Origin of the sequence: Enterococcus eurekensis (genome assembly GCF_042654605.1) — a bacterium.
Lineage (GTDB): Bacteria > Bacillota > Bacilli > Lactobacillales > Enterococcaceae > Enterococcus_I > Enterococcus_I eurekensis.
The window spans coordinates 76,380-96,385 of record NZ_JBHSGT010000054.1; the positions used below are offsets into that span (position 1 = coordinate 76,380).

Genomic DNA, 20,006 nt, shown 5'->3' on the forward strand with positions numbered 1-20,006 from the left:
CTTACACACATATGCAAGTAGGCATATTGATAATTGATTATTTTTTGGTTTATCAGAAAACTACAAAAAGTTTAAAAAATAAAAGAAGATAGTATGGAGGTGAATCACCAATGGGATTGAATATTCTCCTCGCTATCGTCGGTTTAGCTGTCGGTCTAGGTTTAGGGTTAATGTATGCAAAAAAGGAAAAAGCACGTAGAGAACAAGAGCTATTAGTCGCAAACAAAACAGCGGAAGCAATTGTTAACACGGCAGAAAAAGATGCAGAAACTTTAAGAAAAGAAGCGTTACTAGAAGCTAAAGAAGAAAATCAGAAGTATCGTTCAGAAATTGAAAGTGAGTTGAAGGAAAGTCGAATTGAATTAAAAGCACAAGAAAATCGCTTACTACAAAAAGAACAATTACTAGATCGAAAAGATGATTCTTTAGATAAACGTGAACAAACACTAGTTGGAAAAGAAGCCAAATTAGGTGACCAACAGCAATTAATTGATGAGCGAGAAAAAGAAGTAGCCATCTTAATTGAAGAACAAGCAAAAGAATTAGCAAGAATCGCTGCTTTATCAAAAGATGAAGCCAAAGCAATCATCATGAAAGAAACAGAAGAAGAATTGAGTCATGAGTTAACATTAATGGTGAAAGAATCTGAAAGAAAAGCGAAGGAAGAAGCGGATCGTAAAGCGAAAAACTTACTTTCATTAGCGATTCAACGTAGTGCAGCCGATCAAGTTTCTGAAACAACCGTTTCGGTGGTCACTTTACCAAATGATGAGATGAAAGGTCGCATTATTGGTCGAGAAGGACGTAACATTCGTACACTAGAAACATTAACAGGTATTGATTTAATTATTGATGATACACCAGAAGCAGTCGTTTTATCGGGATTTGATCCAATTCGTCGTGAGATTGCTCGAATGACTTTGGAAAAATTAATCCAAGATGGACGGATTCATCCAGCTCGGATTGAAGAAACCGTTGAAAAATCTCGTAAGGAAATGGATGAACGGATTCGTGAGTATGGTGAACAAGCAGCCTTTGAAGTAGGCGCTCATACGCTACATCCGGATTTAATCAAAATATTAGGTCGTTTACGCTTTAGAACAAGTTATGGTCAAAATGTTTTAAAACACTCACTGGAAGTTGCACGCTTAACGGGTGTCTTAGCCGCTGAGTTAGGAGAAGACGTCGCATTAGCCAAACGAGCAGGTTTATTACACGACATTGGAAAAGCGCTTGATCATGAAGTTGAAGGTTCTCACGTTCAAATTGGTGCAGAACTTGCAGCGAAATACAAAGAAAATAAAACGGTAATTAATGCTATCGCATCTCACCACGGAGATACGGAACCGACATCAATTATTTCAGTCTTGGTTGCAGCTGCCGATGCTCTATCTGCTGCTCGCCCAGGAGCGCGTAGTGAGTCACTTGAAAACTATATTAAACGTCTACAAAACTTAGAAAGCATTTCAAATAGTTTTGCCGGGGTTGACTACAGCTTTGCGGTTCAAGCCGGACGTGAAGTTCGTGTCATGGTTAAACCAACTGAAATTAGTGATTTAGATGCCGTACGTTTAGTTCGTGATATTCGTAAGAAGATTGAGGACGAACTCGACTACCCAGGAAACATTAAAGTTACCGTTATCCGCGAAACAAGAGCAACGGATTACGCAAAATAAACCAAAAAAGAAGCCCACAAGGGCTTCTTTTTTGGTGTGTAAAAGACTAAACTTTTTTACGTCTGGCAAAATCAACAAAGCGGAATTTATCGAGGCGATGAATCGCTTCAGAATATTCGAAACAGCGAGTATCCTCTAAATAAACCAAACTTCTAACCACCACTACATGTGTATCGGTCATAGCTAAAGACATTAGCTCACGCAATTCACTAGTAACCGGCTCAACAACAATTTCCTTTCGGGCGTATGCAATATCCAAGCCTAAATCATTTTCAAAATAAGCATAAATGGAATCTTTCGCTTTTTCAACAGGTAATTCAGGAATGATTTCTGTCAATAAATAGTCTTTATCAACTAAGACAACTTGTCCATCGATTTTGCGTTGGCGAACAAGATGCCACACTTCAGTATCTAGTGGCCAATCGGTAATTTTTTGCAATTTTTCATTGACCGATTTTTTTTCTAATGTAACCACAGTTGTTTCATTTGGGATGTTTTGAGTTTCTTGTAGCTCGCGAAAACTAGTCAAACCAGAGATTGGAAATTCAAAGCGATTGACATCTAATACAATTGATCCTTTGCCTTGTTTCTTTTGAATATAACCAGCGTTACGTAACAAATTTAAAGCTTTACGTACTGTTTCACGTGAAACACCATAAATTTGAATTAATTGGTTTTCACTAGGTAATAGACTGTGAGAAGGGTATTCTCCTGCTAAAATTTTTTGTTCTAAATCTAAAAAAATTTCTTTGAATTTGTTCATAAGCTCCCTCTTTATCTTGTTGTTTTTTCAATGATAAAAGGATTATTTTGCTAAAAGTGTGTCAATTGATAACTCATCTAAACGATGGACAAGAATATCGGCACCATGAAGCTCTTCACCGGACAGGACACCAACAGCGTACATACCTGCTGCTTTAATCCCATCAAGACCCGCTTGAGCATCCTCAAATCCAATTGCTTCATCGGGCTTAATACCTAACATTTCTGCAGCTTTTAAGAAGATCTCAGGGTCTGGTTTGCCATTTTTCAAGGTTGCTGGATCGACAACAATTTGGAATTCATCAGCAACGTCTAATTTTTCTAGAATAAAAGGCGCATTTCGTGAAGCAGAAGCAATGGCACATGGAATTTGCTTTTCTTTTGCTGCAGTTAAGAATTCTTTTACTCCCGGTAATAAATCGGCGGGTGTTAGTTGTTGTAGAAGTTCAACATAATGCGTGTTTTTTTGATGAGCTAAAGCTTCTTTTTCACTTAAAGTAAAAGCATCACTTTTATTTCCGTGGGCCAAAATTCTTTCTAAAGAATCCATTCGACTAATCCCTTTTAATTGTTCATTAAATACGATATCAATCTCGATGTCAATGGTCTCTGCCAAATCTTTCCATGCTAAGTAATGGAACTTGGCAGTATCGGTAATTACGCCGTCTAAATCAAAAATAAATCCTTTTTTCATGAGTAACGTCTCCTTAATATGTCTGTGTAGTTGTTTGGTTTTTGGTTAGTGCAATCGTTTGTTGGTTTAATTCAATCGTGCAGTCTTGTGTTGCGGTAATCGTTAAGGCTGATTTTGTCATTGATACACGGAAATCAATTTGTTTCCAACAAAAAGAAAATTGAATGCTGTCCCAATGTTTTGGTAATTTTGGTTGAAACTGGACTTTGTTTTGACGCAAATCAAGTCCCGCAAAAGTACTAAGAGGAATCCAAAGTGTGGCAGCCATGACACCGGCATGAATTCCTTCAGCTGTGGTGCCGCCTTGAATGTCACGATAATCAGACCCTAAAGCTTCTTTAAATAATTGCCAAGCAAAGTCATCTTGATCTACCATGGAAGCCAGTTGTGCGTGGACGACACGGGATAATGTGGAACCATGGGATGTTCGTTTTAAGTAGTAGTCGAGATTTTTTTCAACATAGTCACTTGGTAATGAATAATTTAAGTCGTTTAAAATTTGATCAACTTGTGCTTTAGCAAAGTTATAGAAAATCATTAAAGTGTCGGCTTGTTTAGCAACTTTGTAAGTATCAGCTGATTTTCCTTCGGCGTTTAAAATACGATCCATCCGATAAATGTTACCATATTTTTCTCGGTAGGCTTCCCAATCGAGTTCTTTTAAATCAAAGTAACCAGAAAATTGGGCAATCACGCCATCGGAATCGATTTCGAGCGTTAAGCGTTGTTTTATTTGTTCAAGTTGTTCAATAAAATCATCAGGAACTTCCGTTTTGATTAAGAGTTCACGAAAATCTGCTTCATTAAAATCGTTTTGTAAGGATTGGATCGTTTCAAAGAGCCAAACGACCATCATATTAGTATAGGCATTGTCGGTGAGACCACCTTTTTCAGCATCCGGATAACTTTCATGGAACTCATCGGGTCCCATAACACTAGGAATGGAATAACGATGTGTTGTTTCATTGTAGATAACCGTACTTTGCCAAAAATGAGCAATCTCTAGCAACATTTCTAAACCATACTGTAACATAAATTCTTTATCATCCGTTTGATTATAGTACTGCCAAACGTTATAAGCGACGGCTAAAGAAACGTGACGTTGTAAACGACTATGATCTTCTTTCCATTTTCCACTAATTGGATTTAAGTGGAGTTTTTGCGATTGCTCTGTACCATCTAGACCAGATTGCCATGGGTACATACTCCCTTGATAGCCGGCTTCGCGTGCATTGATTTTCGCTTGTGGTAAACGTCGATAACGATACATTAAGAGTTCTTTGGCAGTTTCTGGGAAGTGAGCAAGGTAAAAAGGCATAATAAACAGTTCATCCCAAAAGATATGTCCTCGATAAGCTTCTCCGTGTAAGCCGCGTGCCGTCACACTAGCATCTAAGTTTTTGTTGGCATTTGGTGAGGCTGATGCTAATACATGATACGTATGGAGATTAAGTAGTTTTTGTGACATTAGATCACCTTCAACGACAATCGCCGCACGTTCCCACAATTGTTCCCAAGCGAGTTTCGATGCTTGATAAGCGGTGGTAAAATCTGCATAATCTTGCGTCCAACTCACTTCAGGTAGAGCTTCTTCCTTCCGGTATTGTTGTGTTGTTGTAGTACGTTCAAACGTATAGCTTTGATTTTTTTCAGCCATAAATTGGAGTTTTTGTGTTAATTTTTGATCCTCCATATCACTAGTCAAATGATCAATTAAAACATCATTACTACGTAACGTTCCTTGTTGAACAATTGTGATTTTTGATTCTTTTGTCCGAGTCATTAATAAAAAGTCATTCTCACGTTGCTCAAGAGTAAGGACATCTAAATGTTTTTGATTTAATTCACGGTAGCGAGCAACATTGTAGTTATAGACGTCGCCGTCAACTTCTGTGATAAGGGTCATTTCACCTGAAAAATTCAAAGGTGTAACCGTATAGGAGACATGTGTTTCGTGAACATTCTTCATACTAACAAAGCGTTTCGTATGAAGTGCGATTTGTTTTCCTTGTGATAGTTCGACCGTTGCCCAACTTTTAAAAAGGCCTGTTTTTAAGTTTAATTCACGTGTTAATGAGTGAAGTTGTCCTTTTGAAAAGTCAAACCGTTCCTCATCAAGACAAATCGTCATTTTTTGAACATTCGGAGCATTGACGAAGTCTTCGTTGGCAATCATTTGTCCGCTAACTTCTGAATAGGCGGTATTATAAAGACTAGCCAAGTAAGTAGCAGGATAATGGTCTTCACTAATGGCCATTTCAGGGGTTGTTCCGCGAATGCCCATAAATCCATTGCCGACTGTTAGTAGTGATTCGACAGAGTATTCATCTTTTCCAGGAGTGTAGCCTTCATAAGTGATTTTCCAAGGAATTTCACTTGCTTTTTCTGTCCATTGATCAGCATCTCCGATTACAAAGGGGCGATTTAATTTTTCCGTTAGATAGTCAGCGAGTTCGGCTGTTAATGCTTGTTCATTTGTAAAAAGAATTTTTTCAGCGATGGTGCCACCAACGACTTGTTGTTCTTTTAGCCAGTTGAGTAGGAGCGTAACGTTTTCTAGGTGCCAGTCGGTGACGGTCATTTTTTTCTGATTGCTTAAAAGAGCAATCCATTGGTCTTTTGTTTTCGAGAGGTGTAAAATATTCATAAGAAGAAGCTCCTTTTCTTTACTTGACTATACATGTATAGTATATGAAAATGAAAAGGATTTCAAGTGAAAACCCATTTAGATGAGGAATTTATGACTGGAGGCAATGAAAACCTTTGGAAGGCTATAGTGACCCCCAAAAGTTGGTTGTTTAGTTTCATATTTGGGGCGCTCTACTCGCCACTTGTTATTACAGGACTGCATCATATGAGTAATGCGATTGATATGCAGTTGATTTCATCATTTGGAACAACGAACTTATGGCCAATGATTGCCTTATCAAATATTGCGCAAGGTTCAGCAGTATTGGCAATTATTTTCTTACATCGTGGCAATGAAAGAGAAGAACAAATTTCGATTCCATCGACGATTTCAGCTTATCTTGGAGTAACGGAACCTGCGATGTTCGGGATTAACTTGAAATATGTTTATCCATTTGTCGCAGCAATGATTGGTTCAGGATTTGCGGGTATGTTCAGTAATATTATGGGTGTACGTGCCAATGCAATCGGAGTTGGAGGATTGCCAGGAATTTTAGCGATTAATCCAAAAGAAGGTGGCGGATGGTTAGCATTCGGTGGGGCAATGGCGATAGCAGTCGTTGTACCAATTATTTTGACAGTTATTTTTGAAAAACAAGGAATCTTTGGTAAAAAAGAAGAAGTAGCTGTAGCGACTGCAGCTGTTACACCGCAAGCAACTCAAACGACTTCAACTGAAAATTCAGCGAATCAAACAACACAAGTCGAACCTTTTTATGCACCAGGTGAAGGAACAATCATCGCTCTAGAATCAGTTAAAGATCCAGTATTTTCAACAAAGATTATGGGCGAAGGTTTTGCTTTACGACCAACGACCAATCAAGTATTTTCACCGGTTAATGGTGAAATTCTTAGCATCTTTGAAACGAAGCATGCAATCGGCATCTTAACAAAAACTGGAGCTGAGATTTTAGTTCATATGGGCTTAGACACAGTTGAATTAAAAGGGGAGCCGTTCAATGTCCATGTGACGGTTGGACAAAATGTTACACCGCAGACATTACTTGCGGATATGGACCTTGAAAAAGTCAAAGCAACTGGCAGAGAAACCGATATTGTAGTTGTGATGACGAACAATGAAAAAATGGCAGACTTCAAATTAGATCATCAAGGAGAGTCAACACCGGGGCTAGTTATTGGTGAATATAAAGTCAAAGGTCATTAATGAAATGCGAATATCCAAGAGATAAGTAATTCCCCTGAAAAAATCGTTTTTTGATTGATTCAGGGGAATTGCCTTATTTTCATAGCGTTTACTTCATCAATACTGTTTCAAACAGTTTTTTAGTTAACGAGGTTTTATTGGTTCTGGTCTTTTTTTACTAGAAAATTAAAATTGTACGCAAAGGAAGTCTATGGAGGATTTCTTTGTTAGTACTAAATATGATACAGCTTAAATAGTCAAAGCCTGAGTATCTTTTCTTTCAGAGGAGAGACTCAGGTTTTATTAATTTCTAATCTTAAAGTGTGAATTATTCGCCTTAACTATACAGTTTTTTCTAGCTATGATAGAATAAATCAAATGATTGAATTGATAGGTGATGAGATGGAGATAATAGAGAAAGCACCGGCAAAAATCAATTTAGGTTTAGATGTTCTATATAGGCGCGAATTAGATGGGTATCATGAGTTGGAAATGGTCATGTCGAGTGTCGATTTGTCCGATCGCTTAACGATTGAAGAATTGCCAGAAAATCAAATAGTGGTTGAAACCAATAAAGCTTTTTTGCCAATTGATAAACGAAATAACGTCTATCAGGCAGCTGCAATGTTAAAAGAGCGTTATGGTATTGAGCAGGGAGTTAAAATTTCAATTGAGAAAAAAATCCCTGTGGCAGCTGGTTTAGGCGGTGGTAGTACCGATTGTGCTGCGGCTTTACGTGGGATGAATCGTCTCTGGAATTTAAACTTATCGATGGATCAATTGATTGAAATCGGTGTTGAAATCGGTACGGACGTTCCTTATTGTCTTCATGGTACAACTTCATTTATAGGGGGAAAAGGTGAGATTGTCCGACCCTTAAAGCCAATGCCTCAATGCTGGGTGGTGTTGGTTAAACCACGTCTCAGTGTGTCGACCCGTAAAATTTTTCAAAAAGTCCAAGATCCAAATCAGTTACAACATCCAGATATGGAGTGTTTGTCACAAGCCATTTTGGATGAAGATTATGAAGCGATGCTACAATATATGGGCAATAGTTTAGAAGATATTACGATTCCTAAATACCCAATTGTACAACAAATCAAGGATCGGATGATTAAATACGGTGCGGATATTGCTTTAATGAGCGGTAGTGGGCCAACAGTTTTTGCTTTATGTCGTCAACATTCACGTGCACAAAGAATTTATAACGGCCTAAAAGGTTTTTGTGATGAAGTGTATTTGGTGCGAACATTAAAATAATAAAAAAAGAAGTTGTTTGAGTAATGTTTTCCCTTGTTGGCAAAAACATTTGAAAAACAGCTTCTTTTTCTTGACGAATAAGAGTGAGTTTGGTAAATTAATCTTCGTGGAACTAAATCGGAATGGTTACGATTTAGAAAAAGGAACAAAAAATAAAAAATAATGACGAGGAAAAAGATGAAGAATAGAGTAATTACTGGGATGATTGTCCTGTTTAGTTTATTATTAGTGGCATGCAGTCCCACAAAAGAGAATGAAAAAGAGGATGGGAAAATTCAAGCCATCGCGACTTTTTATCCAATGTACGAGTTTGCAAAAGCAGTTATTGGCGAAGAAGGCGAAGTCGAGTTACTAATTCCTGCGGGAACGGAAGCACATGATTATGAACCTAGTGCAAAAAGTGTTGCTCAAATGAGTGATGCGGATGCGATTATTTATAATAGCCACGCTTTTGAAACATGGATGGAAAATATTTTGTTAAATTTAGATTCAGATAAAACAGTGATGATTGAAGCTAGCCGTAACATTCCGTTACTTTCATTTGAATCCGAGCACGAAGAAGAACATGAAGCAGATCATGAAGAGGCTGGCCATTCACATTCGCACGATGAGGACCCACATGTTTGGTTAGATCCAGTGTTAGCCATGGAGCAAGTTGCTCAAATTCGTGATGATTTGAGTCAAAAATACCCAGAAAAGCAAGAAATTTTCACTGAAAATGCTGCGAATTATTTAACAGAGTTGTCTCGACTAGACCAAGAATACCAAAAAGCGTTCAAAGATGCGACTCAAAGGACTTTTGTGACACAACATTTAGCTTTTTCATATTTAGCTAAGCAATATGGTTTAACTCAAGAATCAATGGCTGGATTGTCATCTGAGGAAGAGCCGACACCGAAGCGTTTAGCCGAATTAAAAAATTTTATTATTGATCATGAAATTGAATACTTATATTTTGAAGATAACACAGCCGGTAAGATGGCGATGACTTTAGCTGAGGAAACAGGCGTTGAACTGGCTGTACTTTCAACAATTGAGAGTGTTTCCAACGATCAGCAAGCTGCGGGGAAAACGTACCTTTCGTTAATGGAAGACAATTTAAAAGCGTTGCAGTTAAGCCTACGATAGGAGGAGAAAAATGCGTTATATTGACGTGAAAGATTTAACTTTTTATTACGATGATGAACCAGTCTTAATGGATGTAAATTATCACGTAGATGAAGGTGAATTTGTGATTTTAACTGGCGAAAATGGCGCGGCCAAATCAACTTTGATTCGTTCGACACTGGGCCTTTTAACACCAGCTAAAGGGACAATTGATGTGGCGAAAACAAATGCAAAAGGCGAGAAATTAAGTATTGGCTATATTCCTCAACAAATTGCATCGTTTAATGCGGGTTTTCCGAGTACGGTTTTAGAATTGGTTTGTTCAGGACGTTATCCACGTAATGGATGGTTTAAAAAATTACAGAAAAAAGACCATGAACATGTTCAAAAAGCGTTAGAATCCGTTGGAATGTGGGAAATGCGTCATAAACGAATTGGTGATTTATCTGGGGGACAAAAACAACGAATTAGTTTAGCAAGAATGTTTGCGACTGATCCTGATTTACTCGTTTTAGATGAGCCAACCACAGGGATGGATGAAGAGTCACGTAAAAATTTTTATCGGCTCTTACGTCACAGTGCCCATCAACATCAAAAAGCAGTATTGATGATTACACATGATCATGAAGATATTAAAGAATTTGCGGATCGCGAAATTCGCTTAGTTAGAAGGGAGGATACTCCATGGCGTTGCTTTCATATGAATTCATGAGAAGAGCCTTGATGGCAGCCGTTTTAATTGCAGGAATAGCGCCAGTCTTGGGTGTTTTTTTAGTGATTCGTCGGCAATCGCTAATGGCCGATACCTTATCACATGTCTCACTAGCAGGGGTAGCTTTAGGATTCTTCTTACACCTAAATCCAACCTTAACAACGGTCATCGTCGTAGTAATTGCGGCTGTTGTTTTAGAATATTTACGAAGCGTTTATAAGACGTATTCAGAAATTGCAACGGCCATCTTAATGTCGGGTGGTTTAGCACTTGCCCTTATTTTAATGAAGTTGAGTGAAGGTGCATCGACTTTAAGCATGCAATCCTATTTATTTGGTTCGATTATTACGATTACACAAGAACAAGTTTGGTTGTTAGCTGGTTTATTTATCGTATCACTCATCGCATTGATTTTATTTAAAAAGCCAATGTATGTCTTGACGTTTGATGAGGATACGGCTCATGTGGACGGGTTACCGGTTCGTTTAATGTCAATCATCTTTAATGCATTAACTGGTGTTGCGATTGCAGTGATGATTCCGATTGCGGGAGCTTTGTTAATTTCAGCAATTATGGTTTTACCGGCAGCAATTAGTATGCGTTTAGGAAAAAGTTTTAATCTTGTAATCTTAATTAGTATTTTTATTGGTTTAATTGGCATGGTCAGCGGTCTGACAACTTCCTTTTATTTAGATACACCACCGGGAGCTACAATCACGCTAATTTTTATTTTGTTATTCTTAATTGTTAGTGTGTCGCGCCGATTATTCTTCTTTTATAAGAAGAACCAAAGAGTTTGATGAGAAAGAGAAGACTTAAAAACGAAGGTTTCTAAGTCTTCTCTTTTTCTTGTTCATAAAATACGAACATTTTTTCTGAAAAAGGGAGATAATACTCGAAATAAGTTGTAAAACACGATATAATAACTATGAAGAAAAATAGAGGAGTTGAATTTTTTGAAAATACGTCGTAGTGAGCGCTTAATAGACATGACACATTATTTATTGGAAAATCCACATAAATTAATTTCATTAACTTATTTTGCGAAAAGATATGCATCTGCAAAATCATCGATTAGTGAAGACTTAGCAATTGTAAAGAAAACATTTCAAGAAAGAGGGACTGGAATTTTAAATACGATTCCAGGTGCTGCAGGTGGTGTGATTTTTATTCCAATGATCACAAAAGAAGCTGCTAGAGAATATATTGAAGATTTATCAGAGCGCTTGTCAGAACAGGACCGCCTATTACCAGGTGGCTATGTTTATTTATCTGATTTATTAGGCGATCCGGAGTTATTACGCCAAGTGGGTCGCATCATTGCATCGAATTACTTAGATAAGAAAATTGATGCTGTTATGACAATTGCTACAAAAGGTGTGCCAATTGCCCAAGCGGTTGCTTATTACTTAAATGTTCCTTTTGTCATTGTTCGTCGTGATTCAAAAATTACAGAAGGTTCAACAGTTAGTGTGAACTATGTATCGGGATCATCTGAACGTATTGAAAAAATGGAACTTTCAAAACGTAGCTTAAAACGTGGTTCACGTGTATTAGTAGTCGATGATTTCATGAAAGGCGGCGGTACAATTAATGGTATGCAAAGTCTGATTGAGGAGTTTGAAGCGGAATTGGTTGGTGTAACGGTCTTTGCCGAAGGAAACTTTAAAGGCAAGCGTGCTATCGCTGATTACAATTCACTACTATTTGTAGAATCAGTTGATACTCAAACGAAAACAATTGAAGTGGTACCAGGCAATTACTTTAACGATTAACAGTAATTGCAGTGGTATAATGATTTCTAAAAAATATGAAAATAACAATCCCATGGAAGTATTGAACTTCTATGGGATTGTTCGTCTTTATACAGCATGTTAATCTTTTATTGAAAATAGTAGAAAATTAAGCTACACTTAAACAAGCAAAATACGGAAATGGAGTGGTTCTCGTGGAAACACGTTACGCAATTATTCTAGCTGCCGGTAAAGGCACACGAATGAAATCAAAATTATATAAAGTCTTGCATCCAGTTTGTGGCCAGCCAATGGTTGAGCACATTTTACAAAGAGTAACAGATACAAATCCTTCTGAAATTATTACGATTGTCGGTCATGGAGCTGATAAAGTTCAAGCACAATTAGGCGAGCGTAGTGTTTACGCGTTGCAAGAAGCACAACTTGGAACTGGTCATGCGGTTATGCAAGCAGCTGAATTTTTAGAAGGTAAAAAAGGGACGACTTTAGTAATTAGTGGCGACACTCCGTTATTGACAAGTCAAACATTAAATCATTTATTTGAATACCATCAAGGAAAAAATGCTTCTGCGACTATTTTAACAGCGCAAGCGGAAGATCCAACCGGTTATGGTCGCATTATTCGTGACCATGTTGGGATTGTTGATCGAATTGTTGAACAAAAAGATGCAACGATTGAAGAAGCGCGTGTCCAAGAAATTAATACAGGGACATACTGTTTTGATAATGAATTACTTTTTAGTGCTTTAGCGAATTTAAACACCGACAATGCCCAAGGTGAGTATTACTTAACGGATATTGTTGAAATTTTAAAAGCTCAAGGCCATAGTGTAGCAGCTTACCAAACAGAAGATTTCAATGAATCATTAGGTGTCAATGACCGTGTAGCTTTAGCGAATGCGAATCAATTAATGCGTGAACGGATTAATCATCAACATATGATTAATGGTGTCACGTTAGTTGATCCAGCAACGACTTATATTGATACTGGCGTAGTCATTGGTAGTGATACGGTAATTGAAGGCAATGTGACAATCAAAGGGAAAACGGTGATTGGCGAAGATTGTACTGTGACAAATGGTTCACGAATTGTGGATAGTGTGATTGGTGATAATGTCGAAATCAAAGCGTCAGTTGTTGAAGAAACAAGCATTGCTCAAGGCACTGATGTGGGACCTTTTGCACACTTACGTCCAAGCACAGTCCTTGGAGAAAATGTTCATATTGGTAACTTTGTTGAAGTCAAAAAAGCAACGATTGGTCATGGAACGAAAGTTGGGCATTTAACGTATGTTGGTGATGCAACATTAGGTGAAGACATTAATATTGGTTGCGGGGTTGTGTTTGTTAATTATGACGGTAAGAACAAATATCAGACAACCGTTGGCGATCGTAGTTTTATTGGATCAAACGTGAATTTGATTGCACCGGTAACGGTTGATGCAAACACGGTTGTAGCAGCTGGTTCGACAATTACGAAGGATGTTCCTGAGTTTGCGATGGGAATTGCTCGAGCAAAACAGGAGAACAAAGAAGAATTTGCTAAGAAATTTCCGTATTTCCAAGATTTCCAATAATATTACTTGATTTATTAGAAAAAAATGACTACTATTTATGAGGAAGATGATTCAAGTCTGATACATAATTAGTGGTCATTTTTTAATGGAAGGGAAAAGAAAGTGGAGGTTCTCATGTCAAATCATTATTTCGATCCAAGATTAAAAATTTTCGCGTTAAACTCAAATCGACCTTTAGCCGAAAAAATTGCAGCATCTGTTGGAGTAGAACTAGGGAAATGTACGGTCAAACAATTTAGTGATGGTGAAATTCAAGTCAACATTGAAGAAAGTATTCGTGGTGCACACGTTTATATTATTCAATCAACAAGTAGTCCAGTAAATGACAATTTAATGGAGTTACTAATTATGATTGATGCTTTAAAACGTGCGAGTGCAAAAACAATTAACGTCGTAATGCCATACTATGGTTACGCTCGTCAAGATCGTAAAGCGCGTTCACGTGAACCAATCACTGCAAAACTTGTTGCGAATATGCTTGAAATCGCTGGAGCAGACCGTATGGTAACATTAGATTTACATGCCGCTCAAATTCAAGGATTCTTTGATATTCCAGTTGATCATTTAATGGGCGCACCATTAATTGCCAACTATTTCTTAGAAAAAGGAATTGAAGGCGATGATGTTGTTGTTGTTTCACCAGACCATGGTGGTGTGACACGTGCCCGTAAACTAGCACAATTCTTAAAAACACCAATTGCAATCATTGACAAGCGTCGTCCAAAAGCGAACGTTGCTGAAGTGATGAATATTATTGGTCACGTTGAAGGAAAAACGTGTGTCTTAATTGACGACATGATTGATACGGCTGGTACAATTACATTAGCAGCCAATGCACTGAAAGCAGCAGGAGCAAAAGCGGTTTACGCTTCTTGTACACACCCTGTTTTATCAGGTCCAGCATTGCAACGTATCCAAGATTCAGCAATTGAACGTTTAGTTGTGACAGATTCAATTAACTTACCAGCGGATCGTCGTATTGATAAAATCGATGAAATCAGTGTCGGTAACTTAATGGGTGAAGCAATCAAACGTATCCACGAGAACAAACCCGTGAGTCCATTATTTGAATCAATTGATAATATAGAAAAATAAATAAAAGAAAAAGACAAAATCGTTCAGATTTTGTCTTTTTTTGGCTATTCATCGTTTGAACCATTAAAATAATTATCGATGGTCTTTTTAATGTATACAATGTCTTTAGTAAAAAATAGATGGGCCGAAATAGAAATTTCGGGGACTGTGATTGTAACCATATTTTTATTTTTAATCTACTAATCCCTTCAAACGTTGGGAGTTACTCTTCTAAAATAGCGATTGCCCGCACGGGAGAACCGTCGCCTTCTTGAATTTTTAAGGGTAGCCCATAGAAAGTAAAAGAATAGTCAAAAGGCAGTTGCTCTAAGTTGATTAGATCGGTATAGGTAATGATTTCATTGGCTAAAAGTGCTCTTTCTAAATCTTCTGTGAGATGACCGCCAACAAAATTTGGTTTTGCTTGGAGTAAGGTATCAAGCATTTCTAAAGAAATTTCTTCTACAAAAAACAAACCAATTCTTTGTTTTAAAGGGATTTTATCCGAGACAACACGCGCTTCACCAAAGAAACGCTCAAGTGGAATCTCATCTAAGGATGCAAGTGATTCATGCATATGTGAAAAAGCATCCACGTGTGTGCCTGTATGTGTGCTCAATTCGAGTTTACGTAAGGTCCAAGAATGGGTTTTATAGGTGTGAACAAGCGAAACTTTCACTTCAGGATCGCCTGGATAAACGGGCATATCTGAATGAATCGTTTGAGATAAATCAATGATTTTCATAGCATCCTCCACTTTATCGTGTGATTAATTAAATTGTAAGACAAAAGGTTCAATCAAACAAGAAAAAGCATAATCAAAATGGGCGTTCAAGCCAAATTGATTATGCTTTTCATTTAAGTATTAGATTTTAAAAAGGCGAGGTACTTAATCGAGTTCCAATTGGCCAGTTGCCAGTTGATAGTACGTGCCTTTTTTTGCAAGTAATTCGTCATGGTCGCCACGTTCGATAATTTCACCTTGGTCTAAGACGATAATGGCATCGGAGTTTTGGATAGTCGATAGGCGATGGGCGATAACAAAAACCGTCCGACCTTTCATCAAGGCATCCATTCCTTCTTGAACAATTCGTTCAGTCCGGGTATCGATACTTGAAGTCGCTTCGTCTAAAATCATAACCGGTGGGTCAACAATCGCAGCACGTGCAATTGAAAGTAATTGACGCTGACCTTGAGATAAACCTTCACCATCACCGGTAATGACCGTGTCATAACCTTGTGGTAAATGCGAGATAAAGTAATCGGCATTGGCTAATTTAGCAGCGGCAATAACTTCTTCATCGGTTGCATCAAGTTTACTGTAGCGGATATTTTCTTTAATAGTCCCAGTGAAAAGATGGGTTTCTTGTAACACAATCCCTAGAGAACGGCGTAATGAATCTTTTTCGATGTCTTGAATGTTAATGCCATCGTATAAAATTTCTCCGTGTTGAATATCGTAGAAACGGTTAATTAAGTTGATAATCGTTGTTTTTCCGGCACCTGTTGCTCCAACAAAAGCAATTTTTTGTCCTGGCTTAGCGAACAAGGTGATCTCTTTCAAGATTTTCTTTTTAGGTGTATAAGAGAAATCAACTTGATTAAAGCGTACGTCACCGGTTAATGGCACATAAGTAAAAGTCCCATCCATATTTGGTTTTTTCCAAGCCCAATGCTGCGTTTGTTTTTGACATTCCACGAGTTGCCCATCGATATATTCCACGTTGGCGAGGGTGACATTTCCGTTATTAACCTCAGAAGGCTCATCCATCAAATTGAAAATACGTTCTGCACCGGCTAAGGCCATAATAATAAAGTTAATTTGTTGTGAGATTTGACTAATAGGCATATTCAATGAACGGCTTAATTGTAAGAATGCTGCGATGCCACCAATTGTTAGGGCACCAACACCATTAATACTTAATAACCCACCGATAATCGCAATTAAAACATACTGGATGTTCAGTAAGTTCATCATGACTGGCATTAAAATGTTCGCATAACGATTAGCTTTTGTGACATTTTCAGCGAGTTCATTATTTAGTTTTGTGAAATGTTCAATGGCATTTTCCTCGTGATTGAAAACTTTAACGACCTTTTGACCATTCATCATTTCTTCGATGTAACCATTTACTTCACCCAATGACTTTTGTTGACCGGCGAAATACCGACCACTTAAGCTGCTTAATTTACGAATAGTAAAGCCCATTAAAGTAATCGAAATTAATGAAAATAAAGTTAACGGTAAACTTACCGAAAACATGGCGATTAATACACTGAAAAGGGTCACAATTGCTTGTAAGAGCTGTGGTGCACTTTGTGAAAGCATTTGGCGTAACGTATCAATATCATTCGTGTAATGGCTCATGACATCGCCTTTTGGATGTGTGTCAAAGTATGAAAGTGGTAAAGTTTCCATATGTTCAAAGAGTTCATCACGAATTTTCTTTTGTGAGCCTTGGGAGATAGTAACCATCAATTGGTTAAAAATAATTGAAGTAATGACCCCTGCTAAATAAATCAAGCCCATCGTTATTACAGCTTTTAATAACCCGGAAAAGTCTTTTTGACCAGGTGTATTGAGTAAAGGCGTCACGTGGTCGTCAATCACGACTTGTAAAAAGAGTGAACCTTTAACGGTTGCAAACGATGTGACAAAAATAGCTAACGAGACAATAATTAATTGAATCGGATAATCTTTAATTAAATAACTGAGTAGTCGTTTTAACGTTTGGACTTGGTGGGTGGCTTTCATTTGTTTATTCGGCTTCATTTGCAGTACCAAATCCTTTCTGTTGCGATTGATAAACTTCTTGATAAATCTGATTGTTTGCTAATAATTCGGCGGGTGTGCCAATGCCGTTAATTTGCCCTTCGTCCATAACAATCACAAGATCAGCTTTTTCAACCGAAGTGATGCGTTGAGCGATGATAATTTTAGTCGTATTTGGAATAGTTTCATAAAAAGCTGCTTGAATTAGAGCATCCGTTTTTGTATCAACAGCACTGGTTGAATCATCTAAAATTAATATTTTAGGATTTTTTAATAGTGCACGGGCGATGGTTAAGCGTTGTTTCTGTCCACCAGAGACATTACTACCACCTTGTTCGATATACGTATCATAGCCATCAGGGAAGCCTTGGACAAAAGAATCAGCTTGGGCTAAACGGCTAGCAGCGATAATTTCTTCATCCGTTGCATGCTCATTCCCCCAGCGTAAGTTTTCTTTAATCGTGCCTGAAAAGAGTACGTTTTTTTGTAAAACAACGGCGACGGCATCACGTAAGGCATGTAGACTATAGTCTTTAACATTTCGACCACCGACACGGATGTTACCGTTAGTCGCATCATAAAGTCGCGGAATTAATTGGATTAGGCTAGTTTTACCGCTACCGGTTCCGCCAATAATACCAACAGTCTGGCCAGATTGAACCGTGAAACTTAAATTCTTCAAGACAAGTTTATCTGGGTCATTCGTGTAGCTAAAATCAACGTTTTCAAATGAAATTGAACCGTCAGGGATTGTTTCAGTCGGATCTAACGGATCAGTCAAATCACTCTTTTCATCCAACACTTCAATCATTCGTTCAGCTGAAGGGCGTGAAATAATTAAGATGACAAAGACCATCGACATCATATTTAACGCAACTAAAATTTGCATGACATACATAAACATACTCATTAATTCACCAGTGGTCATTGAGCCGACAACGATTAGATTAGCCCCAATCCACGAAATAAGTAGTAAGGCTGTATAAATAGCAATTTGCATTACCGGTTGATTTAACGCTACAATTCGTTCTGCTTTTGAGAAAGCCTTGTAAATATCCTGAGAAACATCGCTAAATTTCTTCACTTCATGTTCTTCTTTGACATAAGATTTAACAATTCGAATTCCTTGTAAGTTTTCTTGTACAACTTGATTTAAACGGTCATAAATTCGAAAAACGTGTTTGAAAGCTGGGTGGGCGAATTTAATAATTAAAAACAACCCGATGGCTAAGAAAGGAATAACGATTAAAAAGACCATTGCTAGTTCACTATTTAAACGAAAAGCCATAACGAGAGAAAAAATAAAGAGTAAAGGGCTACGAACCAAAATTCGGATCGTCATTTGAAAGGCATTCTGTACGTTGGTTACATCGGTTGTTAGACGGGTTACTAAACTCGGTGTAGAGAATCGATCGATGTTTGAAAAGGAAAACTTTTGGATGTTTTCGAAGACTTGTTGACGCAAGTTTTTAGCAAAACCAGCGGATGCGGTAGCAGCATAACGGGCAGACAGCATCCCGAAAATGAGGGCTAGTATCGCACTGGCAATCAGGGCCGCACCAATCCATAAAATATCTTTTTGGCTGCGACCGTTAATCCCTCGATCGACAATCATCGCCATTAAAAGCGGAATGAAAATATCTAAAATCACTTCGAGCGTGACAAAAAGCGGGGTTAAAAGCGTTGCCTTTTTGTATTCGCCGACATGACTTAGTAATTTTTTAATCATAAAATACATACTCCTTAAATTTAATTTATTCAATGTAAGTGCTGATTAAGACGTCACTTAACATTATTCCTTTTGTTATTGTCGTTAATTTTATAGAAAAAGTCAATTATTGGAATTCACAAGCGAGCACAAAAATCTAAAGACTGTCTTTCTAAGGAAACTATGTTAGAATGTAATGGTATTAAAAATAGAATAGAATCTAATCACAAAGGGGAGCCTTCGAGCTGAGAATGAGTATTACTCTAAACCCTTCGTACCTGTTTCGGTTATGCGAACGTAGGAATTGTGACGAGTTGAAGTATAATATTATGCTTCTCCTTTGTGAATTGTGATGATTCTGCAAGGAGGAGTTTTTTTATATGCAAGGGAGAACAAGAGTGATGATGGAAGGAACAATCATTGCGGCATTGGCGATTACTTTATCGATGCTGCCAACGAATATCGGTTCCAGTTTTACGATTTCGTTAGGGCAAATTCCATTAACGATTTTTGCCTTACGACGGGGGTTGAAACCAGGATTGATGGCGGGATTTATCTGGGGGATCATTCATTTTCCCTTAGGCCAAATTTATTTTTTGAGTGTCCCTCAAGTATTAATTGAATATTTACTAGCCTTTTTATTTGCAGGATTTGCAGGGTTATATGCAAATCCATTGAAGCAAGCAATTGCTGAATCCAATCAAGGAAAAGCATTGCAGGCGATTGTTTTAGGTGGATTGGTTGGTGCACTGGCACGTTTCTTCTGGCACTTTGTCGCGGGGTGGATTTTCTGGGGTTCGTATGCACTTTGGGGCATGTCACCTGCAGTCTTTTCACTTGTAATGAATGGTATCAGTGGTTTAGCAACTGGGGCTGTAACGATAGTCGTGACGATTATTTTATATAAAATGGTACCAAAGTTGTTTATTCCAACCGATTCATTCGCGATTAAAACCGAAAATTCAAAATAAGAAAAAGGATGTGGCTGAAGTCGCATCCTTTTTCTTATACAAATTTTTGATTGCTCATCAGGTGAAAATAATACCGTGAAAGTGCGAATATTTAAAAGAGGATAAA

15 protein-coding genes, 1 pseudogene and 1 riboswitch are annotated in these 20,006 nt (G+C 37.8%); of the genes and pseudogenes, 10 read left to right on the forward strand and 6 right to left on the reverse strand.

Features of this window, described 5'->3' with window-relative positions:
• Window positions 1-110 precede the first annotated feature (110 nt).
• Complete coding sequence (gene rny / locus ACFO3L_RS08715) at window positions 111-1,676, forward strand: ribonuclease Y (protein ID WP_379966100.1); 1,566 nt, start codon at window positions 111-113, stop codon at window positions 1,674-1,676.
• Window positions 1,677-1,722: 46 nt separating this feature from the next.
• Here the strand turns inward: rny and treR are convergent, their stop codons facing one another.
• From treR to ACFO3L_RS08730, 3 genes are read right to left on the reverse strand one after another with little or no spacing between them, the layout of a single operon-like run.
• Window positions 1,723-2,439 carry a trehalose operon repressor gene (gene treR, locus ACFO3L_RS08720; RefSeq protein WP_379966103.1) on the reverse strand — a complete coding sequence of 239 codons (717 nt, stop codon included), beginning with the start codon at window positions 2,437-2,439 and terminating at the stop codon, window positions 1,723-1,725.
• A gap of 42 nt (window positions 2,440-2,481) precedes the next feature.
• Window positions 2,482-3,132, reverse strand: a complete 651-nt coding sequence (gene pgmB, locus ACFO3L_RS08725; RefSeq protein ID WP_379966106.1) for a beta-phosphoglucomutase — start codon at window positions 3,130-3,132, stop codon at window positions 2,482-2,484.
• 13 nt (window positions 3,133-3,145) lie between these two features.
• On the reverse strand, window positions 3,146-5,779 hold the full coding sequence (locus tag ACFO3L_RS08730) for a glycoside hydrolase family 65 protein (protein WP_379966109.1): 2,634 nt from the start codon (window positions 5,777-5,779) through the stop codon (window positions 3,146-3,148).
• A 141-nt stretch (window positions 5,780-5,920) separates the two neighbouring features.
• Between ACFO3L_RS08730 and ACFO3L_RS08735 the strand changes: the two are divergent.
• The 8 genes and pseudogenes from ACFO3L_RS08735 to ACFO3L_RS08770 all read left to right on the forward strand — a co-directional run.
• Window positions 5,921-6,985 (forward strand): annotated as a pseudogene (locus ACFO3L_RS08735) (glucose PTS transporter subunit IIA); the annotation flags it as partial.
• A 381-nt stretch (window positions 6,986-7,366) separates the two neighbouring features.
• Window positions 7,367-8,224, forward strand: a complete 858-nt coding sequence (gene ispE / locus ACFO3L_RS08740; protein ID WP_379966239.1) for a 4-(cytidine 5'-diphospho)-2-C-methyl-D-erythritol kinase — start codon at window positions 7,367-7,369, stop codon at window positions 8,222-8,224.
• A 177-nt stretch (window positions 8,225-8,401) separates the two neighbouring features.
• Window positions 8,402-9,352, forward strand: a complete 951-nt coding sequence (locus tag ACFO3L_RS08745; RefSeq protein ID WP_379966112.1) for a metal ABC transporter solute-binding protein, Zn/Mn family — start codon at window positions 8,402-8,404, stop codon at window positions 9,350-9,352.
• A 10-nt stretch (window positions 9,353-9,362) separates the two neighbouring features.
• Window positions 9,363-10,043: a metal ABC transporter ATP-binding protein gene (locus ACFO3L_RS08750; RefSeq protein WP_379966115.1), complete on the forward strand. Its 681-nt coding sequence runs from the start codon at window positions 9,363-9,365 to the stop codon at window positions 10,041-10,043.
• On the forward strand, window positions 10,016-10,843 hold the full coding sequence (locus tag ACFO3L_RS08755) for a metal ABC transporter permease (protein WP_379966118.1): 828 nt from the start codon (window positions 10,016-10,018) through the stop codon (window positions 10,841-10,843). The genes ACFO3L_RS08750 and ACFO3L_RS08755 overlap by 28 nt, the downstream gene beginning before the upstream one ends.
• A 156-nt stretch (window positions 10,844-10,999) precedes the next feature.
• Window positions 11,000-11,818 (forward strand): pur operon repressor, encoded by an 819-nt coding sequence (gene purR, locus ACFO3L_RS08760; RefSeq protein ID WP_379966121.1) that lies wholly within the window; start codon window positions 11,000-11,002, stop codon window positions 11,816-11,818.
• A 173-nt stretch (window positions 11,819-11,991) separates the two neighbouring features.
• Window positions 11,992-13,374, forward strand: coding sequence for a bifunctional UDP-N-acetylglucosamine diphosphorylase/glucosamine-1-phosphate N-acetyltransferase GlmU (gene glmU / locus ACFO3L_RS08765; protein WP_379966124.1), 1,383 nt, complete (start codon window positions 11,992-11,994; stop codon window positions 13,372-13,374).
• 114 nt (window positions 13,375-13,488) lie between these two features.
• The gene (locus tag ACFO3L_RS08770; protein WP_379966127.1) at window positions 13,489-14,469 is read left to right on the forward strand and encodes a ribose-phosphate diphosphokinase; all 981 of its coding nucleotides are present in this window, start codon (window positions 13,489-13,491) and stop codon (window positions 14,467-14,469) included.
• A gap of 202 nt (window positions 14,470-14,671) precedes the next feature.
• On the opposite strand, the gene ACFO3L_RS08775 is transcribed toward ACFO3L_RS08770, so the two are convergent.
• From ACFO3L_RS08775 to ACFO3L_RS08785, 3 genes are all read right to left on the reverse strand, one after another.
• A complete protein-coding gene (locus ACFO3L_RS08775) occupies window positions 14,672-15,193 on the reverse strand; it encodes a cyclase family protein (protein ID WP_379966130.1) in 522 nt (173 codons plus the stop codon).
• Between the two features lie 144 nt (window positions 15,194-15,337).
• Window positions 15,338-17,221: an ABC transporter ATP-binding protein gene (locus tag ACFO3L_RS08780; RefSeq protein WP_379966133.1), complete on the reverse strand. Its 1,884-nt coding sequence runs from the start codon at window positions 17,219-17,221 to the stop codon at window positions 15,338-15,340.
• Window positions 17,208-18,950 (reverse strand): ABC transporter ATP-binding protein, encoded by a 1,743-nt coding sequence (locus ACFO3L_RS08785; RefSeq protein WP_379966136.1) that lies wholly within the window; start codon window positions 18,948-18,950, stop codon window positions 17,208-17,210. The genes ACFO3L_RS08780 and ACFO3L_RS08785 overlap by 14 nt, the downstream gene beginning before the upstream one ends.
• Before the next feature lie 199 nt (window positions 18,951-19,149).
• Window positions 19,150-19,250, forward strand: a riboswitch (TPP riboswitch).
• 59 nt (window positions 19,251-19,309) lie between these two features.
• Here ACFO3L_RS08785 and thiT point away from each other — a divergent pair.
• Window positions 19,310-19,900, forward strand: a complete 591-nt coding sequence (gene thiT / locus ACFO3L_RS08790; RefSeq protein WP_379966140.1) for an energy-coupled thiamine transporter ThiT — start codon at window positions 19,310-19,312, stop codon at window positions 19,898-19,900.
• The last annotated feature ends 106 nt before the right edge of the window (window positions 19,901-20,006 follow it).